Raw genomic sequence first — 15961 nt, 5'->3', positions numbered from 1 at the left:
GCGAATTCGAGGGGGCCCTTCTGCCTGAGCAGTTCTTTCCTACCCCAGCTTCCGTGCGAGCACCCGGCCCACGGTACGGCCGGAGAAGACGCAGCCGCCGCCTTCCAGCGCGTTGTAGCTGTGCATCCCCGCCGCCGAATCCGGACGCCTCCCCAGCCGCGTACAGCCCTCGACGAGGGTGCCGTCCGGCCACTCGATCGAACCCGATAGTCTGAACTGGCAGAAAAGCAGCCTCACCGCCAACAACAGTCAGTGCTTTGAGCTGGCGGTCCTCCCTGACGGAGGTGTTGCCGTACGAGACTCAAAGAACCCTTCGCGGCCCCACCTGGCGTTCACCGCCGGCGAGTGGGCAGCCTTCAAGGGCGGCGTACTCAAGGGCGACTTCGACAACCTCGACTAGCCTTCTCACCGCTCAGACGGACGCCAAGGGCCCCGCGAAATCGGAGGCCGGTCCGGTTCTAGCGGCCCTCGCAACTCTCTTGAATCAGGGAGTTGCGGGGATCGTGGATTTTCAGGGTATGAAGGCGAGGTACTTCAAGGCCCTGGATCGGGAGAACGGCAGCGTTGCGGGGGCGGCCCCGCGGGCGGTGGGGGGAATTGACACGCGGTGGCCGGGTGGGCGCAGAGGGCCGATGCGGTGTCAGACGAGGATGCCGCGCGGCCACCACCCGGGAGCAACCATGTCCTGTCAGCGTCACAGCATGTGAATCCAGGGCGTGTTGTTGAGGGCGTGCGAAGCTCGGGGGTTTGCTCCCTGTACCACCCTGTTTGCGCCTCACGTCTTTGTTACGCGCACGTCATCCTGAGTGTGCTGACGTAGAAGAGTCGGGGTTCCACTCCCATGTCGGCCACCCATCACAATGCGCGAGATCTCAAGGGGCGCAGATGCACTCTGAATCCGCCAGCATCATGGACGGCTATCGCCAGCGGCAAAGCCGTATGCCCTTTCTCAGCTTCCCCCACACCAGTTCCTTCAGCCCGTATTATCTTGCGGTCCGGGCAAGGGCCCATGACTGGTTCATTGCCGCGGGGGTGGTGCCTGATAACTCAGTGGCCCGCTTCCTCAATAGCGACTACACACAGCTCACGGCAATGATCCATCCAGCATGCGACGCAGAACGACTTGAGAAACTGACCCGCTATTACCTTCTCTGGTTCGCCATGGAAGAAAGAGACGAGGAACTCTGGCAGGAGCAGGGGGGCGTCAGGCGCTTCTACAAGGACGTGATCGCATACCTTGACAGCGGGGAGACCGATAGCACGGACCCATGGCTGGTGGCATATGCGCAGACAGTGGAAGATCTATGTCTGTCACCCAGGCTCCGGGAACGTCATCGCGTGTGGAAGAAGGATTGGCTCGAAGGTGAAATCCGTGTTGCCGACTATGGCAACACGCCCCATCCGAACTTTATGGAAGACCGTCATAAGTCGATTGGTGTGATGGTGGCTCTGTCCGTGCTTTGCCAGTACGGCCTCGGGGTCGACCTGCCCGATTCAGTGCTTGACCACGACGACATGCATGCCTTCCTCGGGTGCTTGGTGAGGGTCTCATCCTGGCAAAGCGACATTCTCACCCTCGATGCAGAACAAGCCCGCGGTGAAGTAGTCAATACGGTCAACGTGCTGATGGCCCAACACAATCTGTCACAGGAGGAGGGTATTAACCAGATCTATCGACGCTATCGGGAGGACCTGGCGCGCGCCTATACCTGCTTGGGTGTCGTCCTGGGGCATCCCTGGGAAGCAGATCAAGGCAGCGTTGACGCCTACTGCAATAGCGCCTTGGACCTGGCCTACGGATTCCTGCGCTGGAACCAGCTCACCGACCGGTATGTCCCAGGCATCACCTGACGCCTTCCATGCCGATAGGGATCTACTGGCCTCAGGTACCGACCTAACCGCTCATGCCAACGGCAACGGCACAGCGCAAAGAACAGCCGCTATCACGCGTCACCCTGAAGCGAGAACCTCAGTAGCGGCATAGAGCGTTACGAAACCGCTTTCAACTACGTGCGCACTGACGCGCTCAACGCTGACGTCTCCCGCCAGCCAATCACCGAACGATCAAGGAACTGTACACATGAAGAATCACCTCGACTTCACCGACGCGGTGTGGAACAGGTCCGACTACTCCGACGGTGGCGACAACTGTCTGGAGGTCAGCTTCCACAACGGTGTTGTGGCCTTCCGCGACTCCAACGACGCTGACGACCCCACAATTCGGCCGACTGTGATCTCGGAGCAAGACTACCGACTCTTCGTCAAGAGCATCCAGGACGGCCAGCGGGATCTGCTGCTCCCGTAAAAACGACAGGGAAACATGATGGAAAAGGCGAACCTCTACTCGGCCGAACCCGAGAGTTTGAACTGGCAGAAGAGCAGCCTCACCGCCAACGACGGTCAGTGCTTTGAGCTGGCGGCACTCCCTGACGGAGGTGTTGCCGTGCGAGACTCAAAGAACCCTTCGCGGCCCTACCTGGCGTTCACCGCCGGCGAGTGGGCAGCCTTCAAGGGCGGCGTACTCAAGGGCGACTTCGACAACCTCGACTAGCCTTCTCACCACCCAGGGTCAAAGGGCCCCCTCGACTTCACCGAAGGAGGGGGCCCTTCCGCGATCTTCTCGCCCCCGCATTCCCTCCGCGGCCTCTCGCGCCCGAAGAGCACCGCAGAGGGCGAGCCTTCATCGACATGCGCCATTCACGGCATGAGGCGATACTGCAAATGCCGGGGAACCGTGACCGAATGCTCACGCTCTGTAGCGACACGTCCGCATGGTTCTTCAGTCACGCACATCGACGAAGGTCGGGTAGGCACATGATGACCGCAGCCAGGCTTCGCTTCAGAATTGGGCGCCCCATGGCGGTGACCGTGTTGATCACAAGCCTGGCCTCGGGTGTGACGCTGACAGCGGATACTCAGGCCACCGCGGCGACTGGCGATCCCGTCGTCCTCCTCCACGGACTGAATGATGGCCCGGGCGTGTGGAAGGCCGCGGAACAGTACTTCCACGACAACCACTACGCCGGGAAGATCCACAAGTTCGATTACAGCGGAACGACCCACGACCGCATCCCTGATAACGCCGACCGGTTCTGGGAGTGGATGAGGAAGAACGGCCTCGCCGGGAAGAGGGTGAATCTCGTCGGCCATTCCATGGGCGGTCTCGTCGCCCGCAAAACAGCGCTCGATCACTCGGCAGGCTTCACCGTCGGCTCCCTGGTCACCTTGGCGTCCCCGAACCACGGCTCGCATCAGGCAGACCTGTGTCCGAACATTGCCGCCGGCTACTGCAACGCGGCTGTTCAGGACATGAAAACCGACTCGCTCTTCCTCAAAGCTCTCAACCGCGACACCGAGAAGAAGGCGGCATACGCGCCGGACACCACGCTCACGTACTCGATCGAAGGGGACGAGCAGGTATCCGCCCTCTCGGTGAAGCTGAGCGGCGCCGACAACCGGCACGTAGCCAAGGACGCGGAGACGGTACGGGGAGGCAGCGCCGTTCACACATCGATCACGCGCAAGAGGCAAGTCCTCAAAGACACGTTGGACTTCCTCAACACGGGCAACAACCCCGGCGCCCACCACAGGCTCAGCTCCGGCCCGGCGCTGCGGAACGCCGACTGCACCATTCACCACTGGACGCATGGAACGGTGCGCTGGGACCTTCCCCAGCACGCCCCCGACGACTTGCAGGCCGAAGTCTGGAAAGACGGCCGGTTGTGGGGCACGGTGCCCGCGAGCGACAAGGGCATCGTGGACCGGCTCCCTTACGGCACCATGAACATCCGCTTCAAAGAGACCCGGGACAACGGGTACACCTCGGCCTACTCCAGCGTCACCTTTGATGCGGGGACGTGGCAGTGCGACTCGACCATCAAGAACGCCAGCCCTACGGTCCGTGAATGGCCGGGAAGCGATCCGATCGCGTCGGGCAGCACCTACCGGGTGTCCAATAAGAAGTTCGGCAATGTGAACATCGACGCCGGGACCGACGCCAGCTTGGTCCATCTGTGGCACAGCAACGGTACGGCGGCCCAGGACTGGAAGCTGCTCGGCGGTTCCGACGGAAACTACAAACTGCTGAGCAGCAAGGGCACCAACCGCTGTCTCAGCCAGGAAGCGGACTCCTACGTCGGGACCCGTGAATGCGGTGAGAGCGGCACGCAACTGCTGTGGAAGCTGGTTCCAGCCGATGGCGGGTCATTCAGCATCAGGAACGTCGGGAGCGGAGGACACGTCAATGCGGCCCAATACGCGTCCACCGACGGAACCCGTCTGCGTGTCCTCGGTGACAGCCACCAACAGGCCATGAAATGGGTGTTCCGCCTGAAGTAGAAGATGCCGAGGGCCCTCTCGAAGGAGAGGGCCCTTCTGCTTGAACAGTTCTTTTCTATGCCAGCTCCCGCGCCGCGAGCGCCCGTCCCGCGGTGTGGCCGGAGAAGACGCAGCCGCCGAGGAAGCCGCCTTCCAGCGCGTTGTAGCCGTGCATCCCCCCGCCGCCGAATCCGGCCGCCTCCCCGGCGGCGTACAGGCCGTCGAAGGCGGTGCCGTCCGGCCGGACCACTTGTGCGTCGAGGGTGGTCTGCACCCCGCCCAGGGTCTTGCGGGTCAGGGGGCGAAGGCGGAGGGCGATCAGGGGGCCGTGGGCGGGGTCGAGGAGGCGGTGCGGGGGTGCGATGCGCAAGGCGCGTTCCGGCGCGTATGCGCGGGCGTTGCGGACGGACATCCACTGTGCGTCTTTGCCGTAGTCGTTGAGCAACTGTTGGTCGCGGGTGAGCACTTCGTGCTCGACGCGCGCAGGGTCGAGCGGTGTCGCGGGGGTGAGCGCGTTCATGGCGGCGACCAGCGCGGGCAGCCGGTTGCCCGTCACCACGTCCTCGCTGTGTTCGATGGACGCGCGGACCGATCCGGCCTCGGTCCGGTGCGCCTGGAGTGCCATCAAGGCCGGGTTCTTGCAGGTCAGGTCGGGGTTCTGGTCGGAGCCCGAGAGGGCGAACTCCTTGTCCGCCATGGAGCAGGTCATGACGACCCAGGAGTGGGCGTGCCCGGCCCTGCCGAGGTGCCCGAGTGTCTGGAGGTTGGCGTGGCTGGGAAACAGGGGCGGGGGCAGGCGGCGGCCGGTGGGGTCCAGCCGCAGGGGCGAGGGCCGGACAGCAGCCGCACCCCGTGGCATGCGAAGGCACCGCCGGACTTTTCAACAATCTCTTGAAGGGTGAGATTTCCTCGCAGGGTACGGAGCTTTCCGCCCGGTCTGCACTGGCGCACGGTCGGCGTACTCACTCGCTGACCTCCCTGGTCGGTGCCGTTTCGGACAGTGTGCCGTGCACACCCATGTCTGTCACCTGTCAGCCGTCATCTGTCATCTGCCATCTCGCCACGAGCCATAGCACCCTCAGCGGCAAATTGAGGATTCTCATTACTTCGCGAAAACGTTTGCGGATAAGGCCAATTGGAGAGCAATCCGGACTATGGAAAGTACCCACTACCTCGCTTAGCATGACGAGACTGCGCGCCGGTCAAGGCATGTCCATGAGGAGATGCGCGTGTGGCCTCAGCCCCGAAGTGGAACGAGACCCCCGGCCGTCGGCCTCCCCCGTTACCTTTTTCGTGGCCCTGAAACGGGGCTCCTGGCCTCTGGCCCGGTATGACGGTTGCCCCCGTTACCCACCCCACCCGCCGACAACAGGAGGGCTTTGGGCCGGTGCAACGGGTTCCCGGCAAATCAGCAAGCAGCACCCGGGCGCCTCGGCTCCCCTGAGCCGCCCCCCGCGCTCCGCCCTCTACATGGGCGCCGTACTACGCCACAGACCTATCCGTCCTGTCCGTCTCCGAATGGAAAGGCTCGCGATGTTCAGTTACGCCGACCGGTTCCCCACCGGAACACCGCTCCCACAGGGACACCCGACCCCGGCCCCTGGGCTCTGCGCCGCATTGCCCCGTACCCGCCGTTCGAGGAGCACCCGTACGCACGCGTCGAACTGGACGCCGCGACGCAGACCGCCCGCTACCTCGACGCCACCGGTGCGGTCGTGATGGCGCCGGGTCACGGCACGTCATCCGGCACCAACCCGCCCACCGGCACCACCGGGCAGGGCGACCGCCAGGGAGACGCGCCGGACAGCGACACGGGGAACGACACCGACCAGTGACGGACCCCCGCCCGGTCGCGGTCGTCACCAACCTCGACGACCCGACCGCCGATCTGGTGATTGCCGAGCTGCGCGACCGGGGAGCCCCGGTCGTGCGGTTCGACTCCGGTGACTTCCCCGCCACCCTCACCTGCTCCGCTCTCATCGGCGGCGACGCGGAGCAGTGGCGCGGAAGCGTGCGGATCCCGACCCGCACCACCGAATTGGGCGCCGTCCGGTCCCTGTACTACCGGCGCCCCTCCGGCTTCGCCTTCCCCCACCTCGGCCCCCAGGACGCCCGGTTCGCCGCCGCTCAGGCCCGCTACGGCCTCGGCGGCGTCCTCGTCTCGTTGCCCGACTGCCTGTACGTCAACCATCCCCACCGCATCGGCGACGCCGAGTACAAGCCCGCCGGCCTCGCCGCCGCATCGGCGTGCGGCTTCACCGTCCCGCCCACGTTGATCACCAACCGGCCCGACGACGCCCACACCTTCATCAAGCGGCACGGTCCCGTCATCTTCAAACCCATCTCCGTACCGCTCTACCTCATCGACGGCAAGGCGCAGACCGTGCCCGTCACCACGGTCGAGGCCGACGAGATCGACGATTCCATTGCCGGCACCATGCACCTCTTCCAAGCACGGGTGGACAAGGTCGCAGACGTCCGCGTGACGGTGATGGGGAGCCGCGTGTTCGCGGTGCGCATCGATTCCGGACTACTCGACTGGCGCGCCGATTACAGCACCCACGCGTACACCCCCGTCGTCCCGCCGACGGATGTAGAGCGCGCGATCTTCGCCTACCTTCGGCACTTCGGGCTCGTCTTCGGCGCATTCGACTTCGCCCTCGCCGCCTCCGGCGAGTGGACGTTCATCGAATGCAACCCTTCCGGGCAGTGGGCATGGCTGGAACCCCCCACGGGCCTGCCCATGACCGCCACCCTCGCCGACCTTCTGGAACAGGGCACCCATGGCACCTGACGTCATCCCCATCGCGGCGGCCAAGCTGCGGCACCAGCTTGCGGCCCGCCTGGCCGACGGCGGTTGGCTGCGCAGTCCGGCATGGCGCGCCGCCGTCGAAGCTGTCCCCCGTCACGAGTTCGTACGGTGCTTCTACCGCCAAACCGACGCCCCCGGCCTGACCACGTGGACCCCCGTCACGGCCGATCTCCTCGGCGTGGAGGAATGGCTGCGGCAGGCGTACGCCGACGACACGCTCATCACGCAATTCGACGGCCAAGAGATCGACTGGACCGACCCCGAGCCCGTCGTCGGCGCGCACCCGACGTCGTCCTCGACACTGCCGGCCCTCGTCGTGCACATGCTGGAAGAACTCCGGCTACACGACGGAATGTCCGTGATGGAGATCGGCACCGGCACCGGCTACTCGGCCGCCCTCATGTGCCACCGCCTCAGCCCGGGCCGAGTCACTTCCATCGAGACCGACCCCGACGTCGCCGCCCGCGCCCGCGACGCGCTCAAGCGCTGTGGATACGCTCCGCGCCTCGTCGTCGGCGACGGCCTCGCCGGATTCCCCGAGGGCGCCCCCTACGACCGTACGATCGCCACCTGCGGTGTTCGCCACGTCCCCTACGCGTGGGTTCGGCAGACCCGCCCTGGTGGGCTCGTCCTCACCACCCTCCGCGGGTGGATGCGCTCGCTCGGCCTGGTCCGTCTCACCGTCGGCCACGACGGACGCGCCGAGGGCCGGTTCATCGACGGCGACCCGAGTTTCATGATCGCCCGGCAGCAGGACGCACCCGCGAGCCTCGGCACGATCCCCGCACCTGACAACGGCTCCTCGCGCACCACCCCCTACGGGCCCGGCGTGCTGACCACGGCCCGCCACGGATTCGTGGCACAGCTCGCCATGCCCGGCGTTCGCTTCTTCTCCATGCCGGACGACGACGGCACGCCGTGCACGTACGTGCTCGACGGTACGAACGAGTCCTTCGCCGTCCTGACGTCCAAGAGCGATGACGCGTGGAACGTCCGCCAGGGCGGCCCGGTCGCCCTATGGGACGTGCTGGAAAGCTCGCTCGACACCTGGTGTACGGCCGGCTCCCCGGAACCGACAGAGTTCGGTGTCACTGTCACGGCAAAGAGCCAGCGGGTATGGCTCGGCGCGCCGGACGGGCCGAGCTGGCGTCTGCCGGCACCGGCGGAAACCGCGGACGGTTTTGTATAGCCAGGCCGGGCAGCAGTGACCGAACGGCCCCAGTACTCCGCTGAGTACCGGGGCCGCGCGCCAACATCGCGCCCGCCGCCTCCCGCAATTCCTCGGTGATTGCCCCTTCCCGTACGGAAAGACGGCCCCCACCGAGGTCCCCAGCCCCGGAACCCCTATCCCGACGTTATGACGCGATGACAGTAGGCACGGGACGTACGGGTCCATAACTTCGGTAAGTGGCGGACGGTGCGGCGTCCGGCCCGCCGCACACCCGCACACCCCCGCACCCGCACCCGCACCCGCACCCGCACCCGCACCCGCACACTCCCTCACACGATCGCTTCGAGACGAGGTCCTCGTGAGCCGAAGATTTTTCCCCCGCCTGCTGACCGCGTGTCTTGTCCTGACCCTGGGTTCGGGCACCGTCGCCGCGTCCGGTCCCGCGCCGGCCGGCCCGTCCGCGTCCACCGCGCCCGGACGAGCCGCCGCCCCCTACTGCTACGACGAACCCTCGCAGCCGAACGCCGACCTGAGCGACCTCAAGGCGGCCTTCACCTCCGCGAACTGGATGCGCACCCTCCAGGCCATGTACAAGCGGCGCTGGCCCAGCGGGGAGGCGCTGGCGATCGCCCAGGCCAGGGACCCGTACTGGGACCAGTTCGTGAACAAGCGGAGCTTCGAGGGGTTCGCCGAGTCGATGATGGTGGCGATCCACGAGGAGACCCACATGTGGGACCTCGACCCGTCCCGGACCAAGTGGGACGTCCACATCGCGGCGTGGATCAACGGAAACCAGCAGGCGCTGACGGTGCCCGTGCACGGCGGCTTCCCCCGCAAGGAGATCCTGCCGCTGATCAAGGACCGGCTCACCTCCTCCATGGACAACACCTACCTGCGGGACCGGACGCAGGGTGAATACCTCCTCCAGGGGGTGCTGGCGGAACTGAACGCCGGGCTGACCGGCCTGCCGGCGGTGACGGTGCTCCAGGAGCACATCAAGGGCATCGGCGCGAGCAACGCCCGGGACATCGCTGCCACCAACCTGCGCTATCTGCTGCTCTACCTGCGCGTCGCCAAGGACAAGCACCCCGACTACTGGGCCCGGATCAAGGCCGAACCCAAGCTGCGCGACCTGGTGCTGACCCAGTTCCTGCGGACGGCCTACTGGCTGGAGAAGTCCGCGCCCTACACCGGCAAGCTGGGCAGCCGGGACGCCGACAAGATCACGGCGACGAACTACGCCCCGGAGAACATCGCCGTCCTGGAGGAGTTCACCGGCCGCAAGGTACGCCTCGACGCCCAGAAGCACTGCACGGCCGAATAGGTCGAATACGCCGAATAGCCGCATAGGCCGCCCCCGGCTGGACGGGGGCGCTCGCCCTCCCTTCCGCGGAAGAGGTACACGGGCCCGTCGATGACCGTTCGCATACGGGCCGATCGCGCGGCTGCGCCTGGAGGCCCCGGTGGTTCCGCAGGATCTGGTCCTCGGGGGGGAGAGGCTGAGGGCTCGGGCGCCTCGCTGGGGCTGGGGCTGGGGCTGGGTCTGGGTCGGAGCCGGAATCGGAGTCGGAATCGGAATCCGGCCCGATCCTGAGCCCGAGTCGGAGCTGACGGTGGCGAGCCCGGCCGGGGGCGAGGGCCAGGTCGGGGCTGGGGGCGGGTGCCGGGCCGGGGTGGTGCGTCCATGGATGCATGACGGGGCGGAGCGCCGACGAGCCTCCGCCCCCGGCGGCTCCAGAACAAGCCAAGTTGTTTTCACCTCTGGCGGAGGCCCTCGTCCCGCGCAATGATTGAACCGTAAACCAAATCGACTCCGCCAACCGGCCACCACCACCCCGGAGGCCACGCGTCAGGAGGACCTCACATGAGCATCGCCCTCATCCGGAACCCAGGCGACGGCCCTGATTTCCGCTACTACAGGAACGTGATCGAGCAGGTCGTGACCAACGCCGAGACCAGCGGAGCGGTCAGCGTCATGCGCCTCACCGTCGATCGTGAGGACGCGCCTCCCCTGCACAGCCACAGCCGGGAGGACGAGAGCTGGGTGATCCTGTCGGGCCGCGTCCGGTTCTGGGTGGGATCGACCTCGCTCGACACGTGCGAGGTGCGCGACGCCGAGCCGGGCGCCTACGTCTTCGCGCCCCGGAACGTCCCCCACACCTTCCAGACCATCACGCCGACCGCCGAAGTCCTCGTCATCAACAACCCCGGAGCGATCGAGGGCTACTTCCAGTCCGTCGGAGCCGCCGACGCGCGCGCCGACACCGACCACGTCGACCTCCTGGGGCAGTACGGCGTGGTGCTCTTGGACAGTCCTCCCTCGGCATAGGTCGTCCATCCCACATAGGCCGTCTATCCCGCGCAGGCCGTCCGGCCGGCGGCAACGCCGAGCACGGGCGCCTTCGATGCGGCGCGGCGCCCCGCCCTCCGTGACGGGGGTGGGGGCGGGGCGTCGGCGCATGGGGATGGACGGACCACAGGGAACGGACCACAGGGATGGGCCACAGGGACGGGCCACAGGGGCGGGCCACAGGGACGGGCCACAGGGACCGTCGACGGCGACCGCCGGCATCGTCCAAGGCACCCGGCACGCCACGGTGCGTGCACCCGGACATCACTCAGTGATCACGCGGAAGTAGTGTGGCTTGCTTCGATGGCGACACAACGCCCCACCCTTCACCAGGAGTTCCGCATGCCCCGCTCCACATCGCGCCGCCCCCGCGCAACCGCTCGCGGCACGGCGCTGGCCACCGCCCTGGCCGCGACCGCGCTCCTGGGCGCGGCCCACCCGGCATCGGCCGCGTCCCCGGCATCGGCCACCCCGGCACCGAGCAACCCGGCACCGAGCGCGTCGGTCGCGGCTCCCGCGTTGAAGGTGCTCTCCTACAACGTCTTCCTGATGAGCCGGAACCTCTACCCGAACTGGGGCCAGGACCACCGGGCCAAGGCCATCACGTCCGCGGACTTCTTCCGGGACAAGGACGTCGTCGTGCTCCAGGAGGCTTTCGACAACGCGTCGTCGGACGCGCTAATGGCGAGCGCGGCGGCGCAGTATCCCCACCAAACGCCGGTCGTGGGGCGCGGAAAGAGCGGCTGGGACGCCACCGGCGGCGCGTATACGGCCACTTCGCCCGAGGACGGCGGGGTCACGCTGCTGAGCAAGTGGCCGGTGCTGCGCAAGGAGCAGTACATCTACAAGGACGCCTGCGGGTCCGACCGCTGGTCCAACAAGGGTTTCGCCTACGCCGTACTGAACGTCGGCGGCAGCAAGGTGCACGTGGTCGGTACGCACGTCCAGTCCACCGATCCGGGGTGCGCGGCGGGGGAGGCGGTCGCGGTCCGGTCCCGGCAGTTCAAGGAGCTGGACGCGTTCCTGGACGCGAAGAACATTCCGGTGGACGAAGAGGTCATGGTGGCCGGGGACTTCAACGTGGACTCGCGCGACACCGAGTTCGCCTCGGTCCTCGCCGACGCCGATCTCGTGGCGGCCGACGCGCGTACGGGGCACCCGTACTCCTTCGACACCCGGGAGAACTCCATCGCGCGCGACCGTTACCCCGACGACCCGCGCGAGGACCTGGACCACGTGCTGCACCGTCGCGGCCACGCCCGGCCCGCCGGTTGGCGCAACGAGGTCGTCGCCGAGCGCTCCGCCCCGTGGTCGGTGACGAGTTGGGGGAAGCAGTACACCTATACCAACCTCTCCGACCACTATCCGCTCGTGGCGCGCTGAGCCGGACGCGGCGAGGGGGAAGGGCAGCAACGGGTCCCGCACGCCACCTACGTCCGCGGATGCTCTGGGTGCCGGGGCCGGGCCGGGGCCGGGCCGGGGCCGGTGCCGGTCCGTTCCGTTCCGTGGCCCGCGTCGGGGGAGGCGCGGGCGTAGGGGGTGACCGGCGCCGGGAGGGGGCGCGGTCGAGGACGGTGAGTCAGGCCGCCGCGTGACGGTCTCGGTGGTGGCCGCGTACGGCCTTCTGTGAGGTGCGAGGCTCTGTGAAGTGCGAGGCTCGCGGCAACGCCCGCGCTGTGACTTGTCATGCCTCGGACGAGACACCGCAACGGTGGATTTCCCGCCAACTTCACGGGGTTCGCCGCACATTTCTTGCCACCGGCAACATCCGTACCAACAATGCGCATGACAAAGCCGAAGGAACTTCGGTGACGGAATCTGAGAGGACCCCCCATGAAAAGACCTCTCGTCGGCGCCCTGGTCACGGCAGTCCTGGGCGCCGCGGCCCTCGTGGGCTCCGCCGGAACAGCCGGCGCGACCACGACGGCGGACGCGGTGGCACAGCCGGGCACTCGTACGGCGTTCGCACCGCGGCCACTCCAGCAGATCCCGACCGCGAACCGGCAGGCCCCGGCCACCGGTCGGCAGGCCCCGGCCCTCCGGGCCAAGGCCGTCAACTTCGCGGGCACCGTGGCGCTCAGCAACTGTTCCGGCTCGATCGTCCGCCTGCCCACCTCGGGCGACAACGATCCGGCCCTGGTCATGTCCAACGGGCACTGCCTGGAGACCGGCATGCCCGGCGCGGGCGAGGTCATCGTCGACCGGCCCTCCAGCCGCAGCTTCACCGTGCTCAACGCGTCCGGCGGCAGCCTGGGCACCGTACGCGCCACCAAGATCGCGTATGGCACCATGACCGACACGGACGTCTCGCTCTACGAGCTCTCCTCCACCTACGCCCAGATACGTCAGCGCTACAACATCAACGCGCTGGAACTGGCCACCACCCACCCCGTCAAGGGCGCGAGCATCAGCGTCGTCTCCGGTTACTGGAAGAGGATTTACAACTGCAACGTGGACGGGTTCGCCTACCAGCTCAAGGAAGGCTCCTGGACCTGGAAGGACTCCGTCCGCTACACCAGCCCCTGCAACGTCATCGGCGGAACCTCCGGCTCCCCGGTGGTCGACGTGGCCACCGGCAAGGTCACGGCCGTCAACAACACGATCAACGAGAGCGGCCAACGGTGCACCTTGAACAACCCGTGCGAGGTCGATGAGAGCGGCCGGGTCACCGTACGCCGGGGCATCGGCTACGCCCAGGAGACCTACACCATCAACAAGTGCTTCGGCACCGGCAACAAGCTGGACCTGAGCCGACCGGGCTGCGAACTGCCCAAGCCGTTCGCCGAGCGTCGGTGACGTACTGCCGAACCTGCCGGCCATCAGGTACTGACGGCCGCACTCCGCTGATGCGTACTGCGCTGGTGCGCACCTCGCTGATGCGTACTGTGCTGATGCGCACTGCGCCGTCCGCCTGACGGCTGATCTCCGCGGCCGTCCGCCTGACGGCTGATCTCTCCAGCCGTCCGCCGCCCGTCCCGGCCAGCCGCCGCCCGGCACGACCGGCTGCGGGTCCCCGGCGACATCCGGGCCTCGCGCGAGCGCTCCGCGCGTCGCTGTCGGGCCGCCTTCCGGAATCGTGCGAACCGAGCCCCGCGTGGCACATCACGCGGGGCTCGGTCGCGTCTGGCGGCAGGCGGACGAGGCAGCGCGCGCCGCCATCACGGGCGACTTCCCCACGTGCGATCCTCGCGGGGGCGACTCCACCCACGTGCGATCCGCGCAACCGCGAGCCACAGCGCACTTCCGCCACCAGGGGCGGACGCTCCCGCGTCCGGACGCGCACTCGGACAGGGCGCTGACCGGCCCGGACGCTGATGCCTTGTCCGGGACATGCTCACGTCCTTGCGCCGGTGACCACCCTGACCGCAGGCTCGGGGGCGAGCGGTCGACTGCCGGGTCCCGTCGGTCCCGCGCTCGCCCATCGGGCCGCCATAGGGCCGCCTCCCTATCTCCTTCTTTCCTTCCGTTCCGGGTGCCGGAGTGCTCTCGCCTGCCCGCTTTCGCCTGCCTCCAGCTGTTGCAGTGGTCCATCGCCGAGGCGGCGGCCTCGACCTTGGGGACGGACCGCTCAAGAAGGCGGCTGCCCAGCCGTTCGAGCCTCTTGGTCATCATTCAGCTCCTTGTCTCGATCGGACACGTCCGTGGAGGACGTGCCGGGGAGCATGCCAAGAGCGGCGGGGCGACGTCGTTGACCGTCCGTGCGCAGTTCCACCGTCAGGCCAAGGGTGTGGTGGTGGGGCGGCGTCAGAGCGGCAGGACGCATCCCAGGGACGAGGTCGCGAACGGCTGCCCCGAGGGGGCCAGGGCGCCGGAGTCCCGGTTGACCGTGAAGACGCCGACCGTCCTGCCGTACTGGTTGGCCGCGAAGAGCAGTGTGCCCGTTGGCGAGAGGCTGATGTGCCGGGGCCAGGAGCCGCCGCTGGGCACCGTGTCCAGCAGGCGCAGGCCGGCTCCGCCTTCGGTGACGGCGAACCGGGCGACGCTCTCGTGTCCCCGGTTGGAGAGGTAGAGGAACCGGCCGTCGGCCGAGATCACCACCTCGGCCGGGTAGTTGCGGGGCCCCGACCCGGAACCGCCGGGGACGGTGGGCCGGCTCTCGCCTCGTGTCAGCACACCGGTCGCCGGGTCGTAGGAGTAGACGGTGATCGTGCTGTTCAGCTCGTTGGCCACGTACGCGTACGGGGCCGTGGGGTGGAAGACCATGTGCCGGGGACCGGCGCCCGGCACCGAGCGGACTTCGGAGACCGGCCGCAGCGCCCCGCTCCCGGCGTCGAGCCGATAGGTGTAGACCTTGTCGGTGCCCAGATCGACGGCGAAGACGTAGGCGCCCTGCGGGTCGGTGAGGATCTGGTGTGCGTGCGGACCCTCCTGCCGGGTCGGGTCGGGCCCGGAGCCGGTGTGCTGCACCAGCGCCGTCCGCGCGCCGACGCTGCCGTCACCGTTGAGGACGTGCGCGGCGACGCTGCCGGCGCCGTAGTTGGCGCTCAGCAGGTGACGGCCGGTGGGGTGCACCGACAGGTGGGTGACGTTGGCGCCGCCGGTGGAGCGCACCTGGCCCAGCGGGGTCAGCGTGCCGCCCGCGCCGATGGTGAAGGCCCGCACCGCGCCCTGCCGTCCGCCGTTGTCCAGCGAGTAGAGCACCCTGCCGCCGGGGGCCACCGCGAGGAAGGACGGGTCGGTCACCGCCGGGAACCCGCCCCGCCGCGTCAGTGCGCCGGTCGCGGCGTCGTACGCGCAGGAGATGATGCCGTTGCCGTACGAGCCCAGGAACACCTGCCGCGATTCGGCGGCGCCGTGCCCCGAGCGGGCGGGCGCGGGCAGGGCCCGCGCCGCGGAGGCGTGGCCCCCGAGCACGGCGACGCCGACCAGGCCGGCGCCCAGCGAGCCGATGAACGAGCGACGGCCGAGCGGGGAGCCGGAGCCCTGGGGAGTGCGCTCGGGGGGCTCCAAGGAGTGTGGGGACATGGGGAACCTTTCGTCGCTGGAAGGATCTGGTGGGACTGGTGGGTCTGTTGGGTCTGTTGGTTTGACGTGCATTGCTTGGCACGCTGGCTTGCGCGCTTGCTTGGCACGCTGGCTCGGAACACATTGCTTGACATGACTTCGTCAAAAGCATGGCGACGCGACACCCTCAGGTCCAGACCAATTGCCGCCATCGGTGCGGGCCCTCAATGGTTCCCGCGCCCTCGCCCTCGTCGGCCGCTCTTCCGCCCCGTTGGCTGCTGCGAGCTCGCGCCGTTCCGCGGGGCCGCGTCGTGCACGCCTGACGGCGATCGGCTCGATGTCGACGTGTCCGACCGGGAACCTCCGT

The 15961-nt window shown here is 67.8% G+C and carries 15 protein-coding genes; 12 read left to right on the top strand and 3 right to left on the bottom strand.

The genetic code is table 11. The features are described from left to right. Positions 1-39 precede the first annotated feature (39 nt). Positions 40-237: a hypothetical protein gene (locus tag ABZX96_RS03420; protein ID WP_355537412.1), complete on the bottom strand. Its 198-nt coding sequence runs from the start codon at positions 235-237 to the stop codon at positions 40-42. Here ABZX96_RS03420 and ABZX96_RS03415 point away from each other — a divergent pair. The 5 genes from ABZX96_RS03415 to ABZX96_RS03395 all read left to right on the top strand — a co-directional run bounded on the left by ABZX96_RS03415 (position 179) and on the right by ABZX96_RS03395 (position 4338). After that, a complete protein-coding gene (locus ABZX96_RS03415) occupies positions 179-400 on the top strand; it encodes a DUF397 domain-containing protein (protein ID WP_355537059.1) in 222 nt (73 codons plus the stop codon). The two genes, ABZX96_RS03420 and ABZX96_RS03415, sit on opposite strands and share 59 nt — an antisense overlap. A 485-nt stretch (positions 401-885) precedes the next feature. Next, on the top strand, positions 886-1851 hold the full coding sequence (locus tag ABZX96_RS03410) for a terpene synthase family protein (RefSeq protein ID WP_355537056.1): 966 nt from the start codon (positions 886-888) through the stop codon (positions 1849-1851). 229 nt (positions 1852-2080) lie between these two features. After that, positions 2081-2305 (top strand): DUF397 domain-containing protein, encoded by a 225-nt coding sequence (locus ABZX96_RS03405; RefSeq protein ID WP_355537053.1) that lies wholly within the window; start codon positions 2081-2083, stop codon positions 2303-2305. An 18-nt stretch (positions 2306-2323) separates the two neighbouring features. Then, complete coding sequence (locus tag ABZX96_RS03400; protein WP_355537050.1) at positions 2324-2551, top strand: DUF397 domain-containing protein; 228 nt, start codon at positions 2324-2326, stop codon at positions 2549-2551. 305 nt (positions 2552-2856) lie between these two features. After that, complete coding sequence (locus tag ABZX96_RS03395) at positions 2857-4338, top strand: alpha/beta fold hydrolase (RefSeq protein ID WP_355537047.1); 1482 nt, start codon at positions 2857-2859, stop codon at positions 4336-4338. 55 nt (positions 4339-4393) lie between these two features. Here ABZX96_RS03395 and ABZX96_RS03390 read toward each other — a convergent pair whose 3' ends face one another. Then, positions 4394-5176: an FAD-binding protein gene (locus tag ABZX96_RS03390; RefSeq protein ID WP_355537044.1), complete on the bottom strand. Its 783-nt coding sequence runs from the start codon at positions 5174-5176 to the stop codon at positions 4394-4396. A gap of 478 nt (positions 5177-5654) precedes the next feature. On the opposite strand from ABZX96_RS03390, the gene tgmA reads away from it, so the two are divergent. From tgmA to ABZX96_RS03355, 7 genes are all read left to right on the top strand, one after another. Then, positions 5655-6152, top strand: coding sequence for a putative ATP-grasp-modified RiPP (gene tgmA / locus ABZX96_RS03385; RefSeq protein WP_355537041.1), 498 nt, complete (start codon positions 5655-5657; stop codon positions 6150-6152). Further along, complete coding sequence (gene tgmB / locus ABZX96_RS03380; RefSeq protein ID WP_355537038.1) at positions 6149-7111, top strand: ATP-grasp ribosomal peptide maturase; 963 nt, start codon at positions 6149-6151, stop codon at positions 7109-7111. The genes tgmA and tgmB overlap by 4 nt, the downstream gene beginning before the upstream one ends. Next, on the top strand, positions 7101-8318 hold the full coding sequence (tgmC, locus tag ABZX96_RS03375) for an ATP-grasp peptide maturase system methyltransferase (RefSeq protein ID WP_355537035.1): 1218 nt from the start codon (positions 7101-7103) through the stop codon (positions 8316-8318). Before tgmB ends, tgmC begins: the two co-directional genes overlap by 11 nt. Before the next feature lie 340 nt (positions 8319-8658). Then, on the top strand, positions 8659-9624 hold the full coding sequence (locus ABZX96_RS03370) for a hypothetical protein (protein WP_355537032.1): 966 nt from the start codon (positions 8659-8661) through the stop codon (positions 9622-9624). Between the two features lie 540 nt (positions 9625-10164). Continuing rightward, positions 10165-10629 carry a cupin domain-containing protein gene (locus ABZX96_RS03365; protein WP_355537029.1) on the top strand — a complete coding sequence of 155 codons (465 nt, stop codon included), beginning with the start codon at positions 10165-10167 and terminating at the stop codon, positions 10627-10629. Positions 10630-10992: 363 nt separating this feature from the next. Continuing rightward, positions 10993-12033 (top strand): sphingomyelin phosphodiesterase, encoded by a 1041-nt coding sequence (gene sph, locus ABZX96_RS03360; RefSeq protein ID WP_355537026.1) that lies wholly within the window; start codon positions 10993-10995, stop codon positions 12031-12033. 450 nt (positions 12034-12483) lie between these two features. After that, positions 12484-13446, top strand: a complete 963-nt coding sequence (locus tag ABZX96_RS03355) for a trypsin-like peptidase domain-containing protein (RefSeq protein WP_355537023.1) — start codon at positions 12484-12486, stop codon at positions 13444-13446. Between the two features lie 948 nt (positions 13447-14394). On the opposite strand, the gene ABZX96_RS03350 is transcribed toward ABZX96_RS03355, so the two are convergent. Continuing rightward, complete coding sequence (locus ABZX96_RS03350; RefSeq protein WP_355537020.1) at positions 14395-15615, bottom strand: lactonase family protein; 1221 nt, start codon at positions 15613-15615, stop codon at positions 14395-14397. Positions 15616-15961 lie beyond the last annotated feature (346 nt).

It is taken from the genome of Streptomyces sp. NPDC003077, assembly GCF_040611095.1.
In the GTDB taxonomy this organism is placed as follows: domain Bacteria; phylum Actinomycetota; class Actinomycetes; order Streptomycetales; family Streptomycetaceae; genus Streptomyces.
Note: the sequence above shows the minus strand (reverse complement) of the source record. Positions and strands in the feature narration are given on the sequence as shown.

What these genes read in the sequence shown, in the direction of transcription:
- ABZX96_RS03395 (WP_355537047.1), top strand. Translation starts at nt 2,857, where the DNA reads ATGGCGGTGACCGTGTTGATCACAAGCCTGGCCTCGGGTGTGACGCTG.
- ABZX96_RS03390 (WP_355537044.1), bottom strand. Translation starts at nt 5,176, where the DNA reads ATGCCACGGGGTGCGGCTGCTGTCCGGCCCTCGCCCCTGCGGCTGGAC.
- ABZX96_RS03410 (WP_355537056.1), top strand. Translation starts at nt 886, where the DNA reads ATGCACTCTGAATCCGCCAGCATCATGGACGGCTATCGCCAGCGGCAA.
- ABZX96_RS03405 (WP_355537053.1), top strand. Translation starts at nt 2,081, where the DNA reads ATGAAGAATCACCTCGACTTCACCGACGCGGTGTGGAACAGGTCCGAC.
- tgmC (WP_355537035.1), top strand. Translation starts at nt 7,101, where the DNA reads ATGGCACCTGACGTCATCCCCATCGCGGCGGCCAAGCTGCGGCACCAG.
- ABZX96_RS03400 (WP_355537050.1), top strand. Translation starts at nt 2,324, where the DNA reads ATGGAAAAGGCGAACCTCTACTCGGCCGAACCCGAGAGTTTGAACTGG.
- ABZX96_RS03350 (WP_355537020.1), bottom strand. Translation starts at nt 15,615, where the DNA reads ATGTCCCCACACTCCTTGGAGCCCCCCGAGCGCACTCCCCAGGGCTCC.
- ABZX96_RS03355 (WP_355537023.1), top strand. Translation starts at nt 12,484, where the DNA reads ATGAAAAGACCTCTCGTCGGCGCCCTGGTCACGGCAGTCCTGGGCGCC.
- ABZX96_RS03365 (WP_355537029.1), top strand. Translation starts at nt 10,165, where the DNA reads ATGAGCATCGCCCTCATCCGGAACCCAGGCGACGGCCCTGATTTCCGC.
- sph (WP_355537026.1), top strand. Translation starts at nt 10,993, where the DNA reads ATGCCCCGCTCCACATCGCGCCGCCCCCGCGCAACCGCTCGCGGCACG.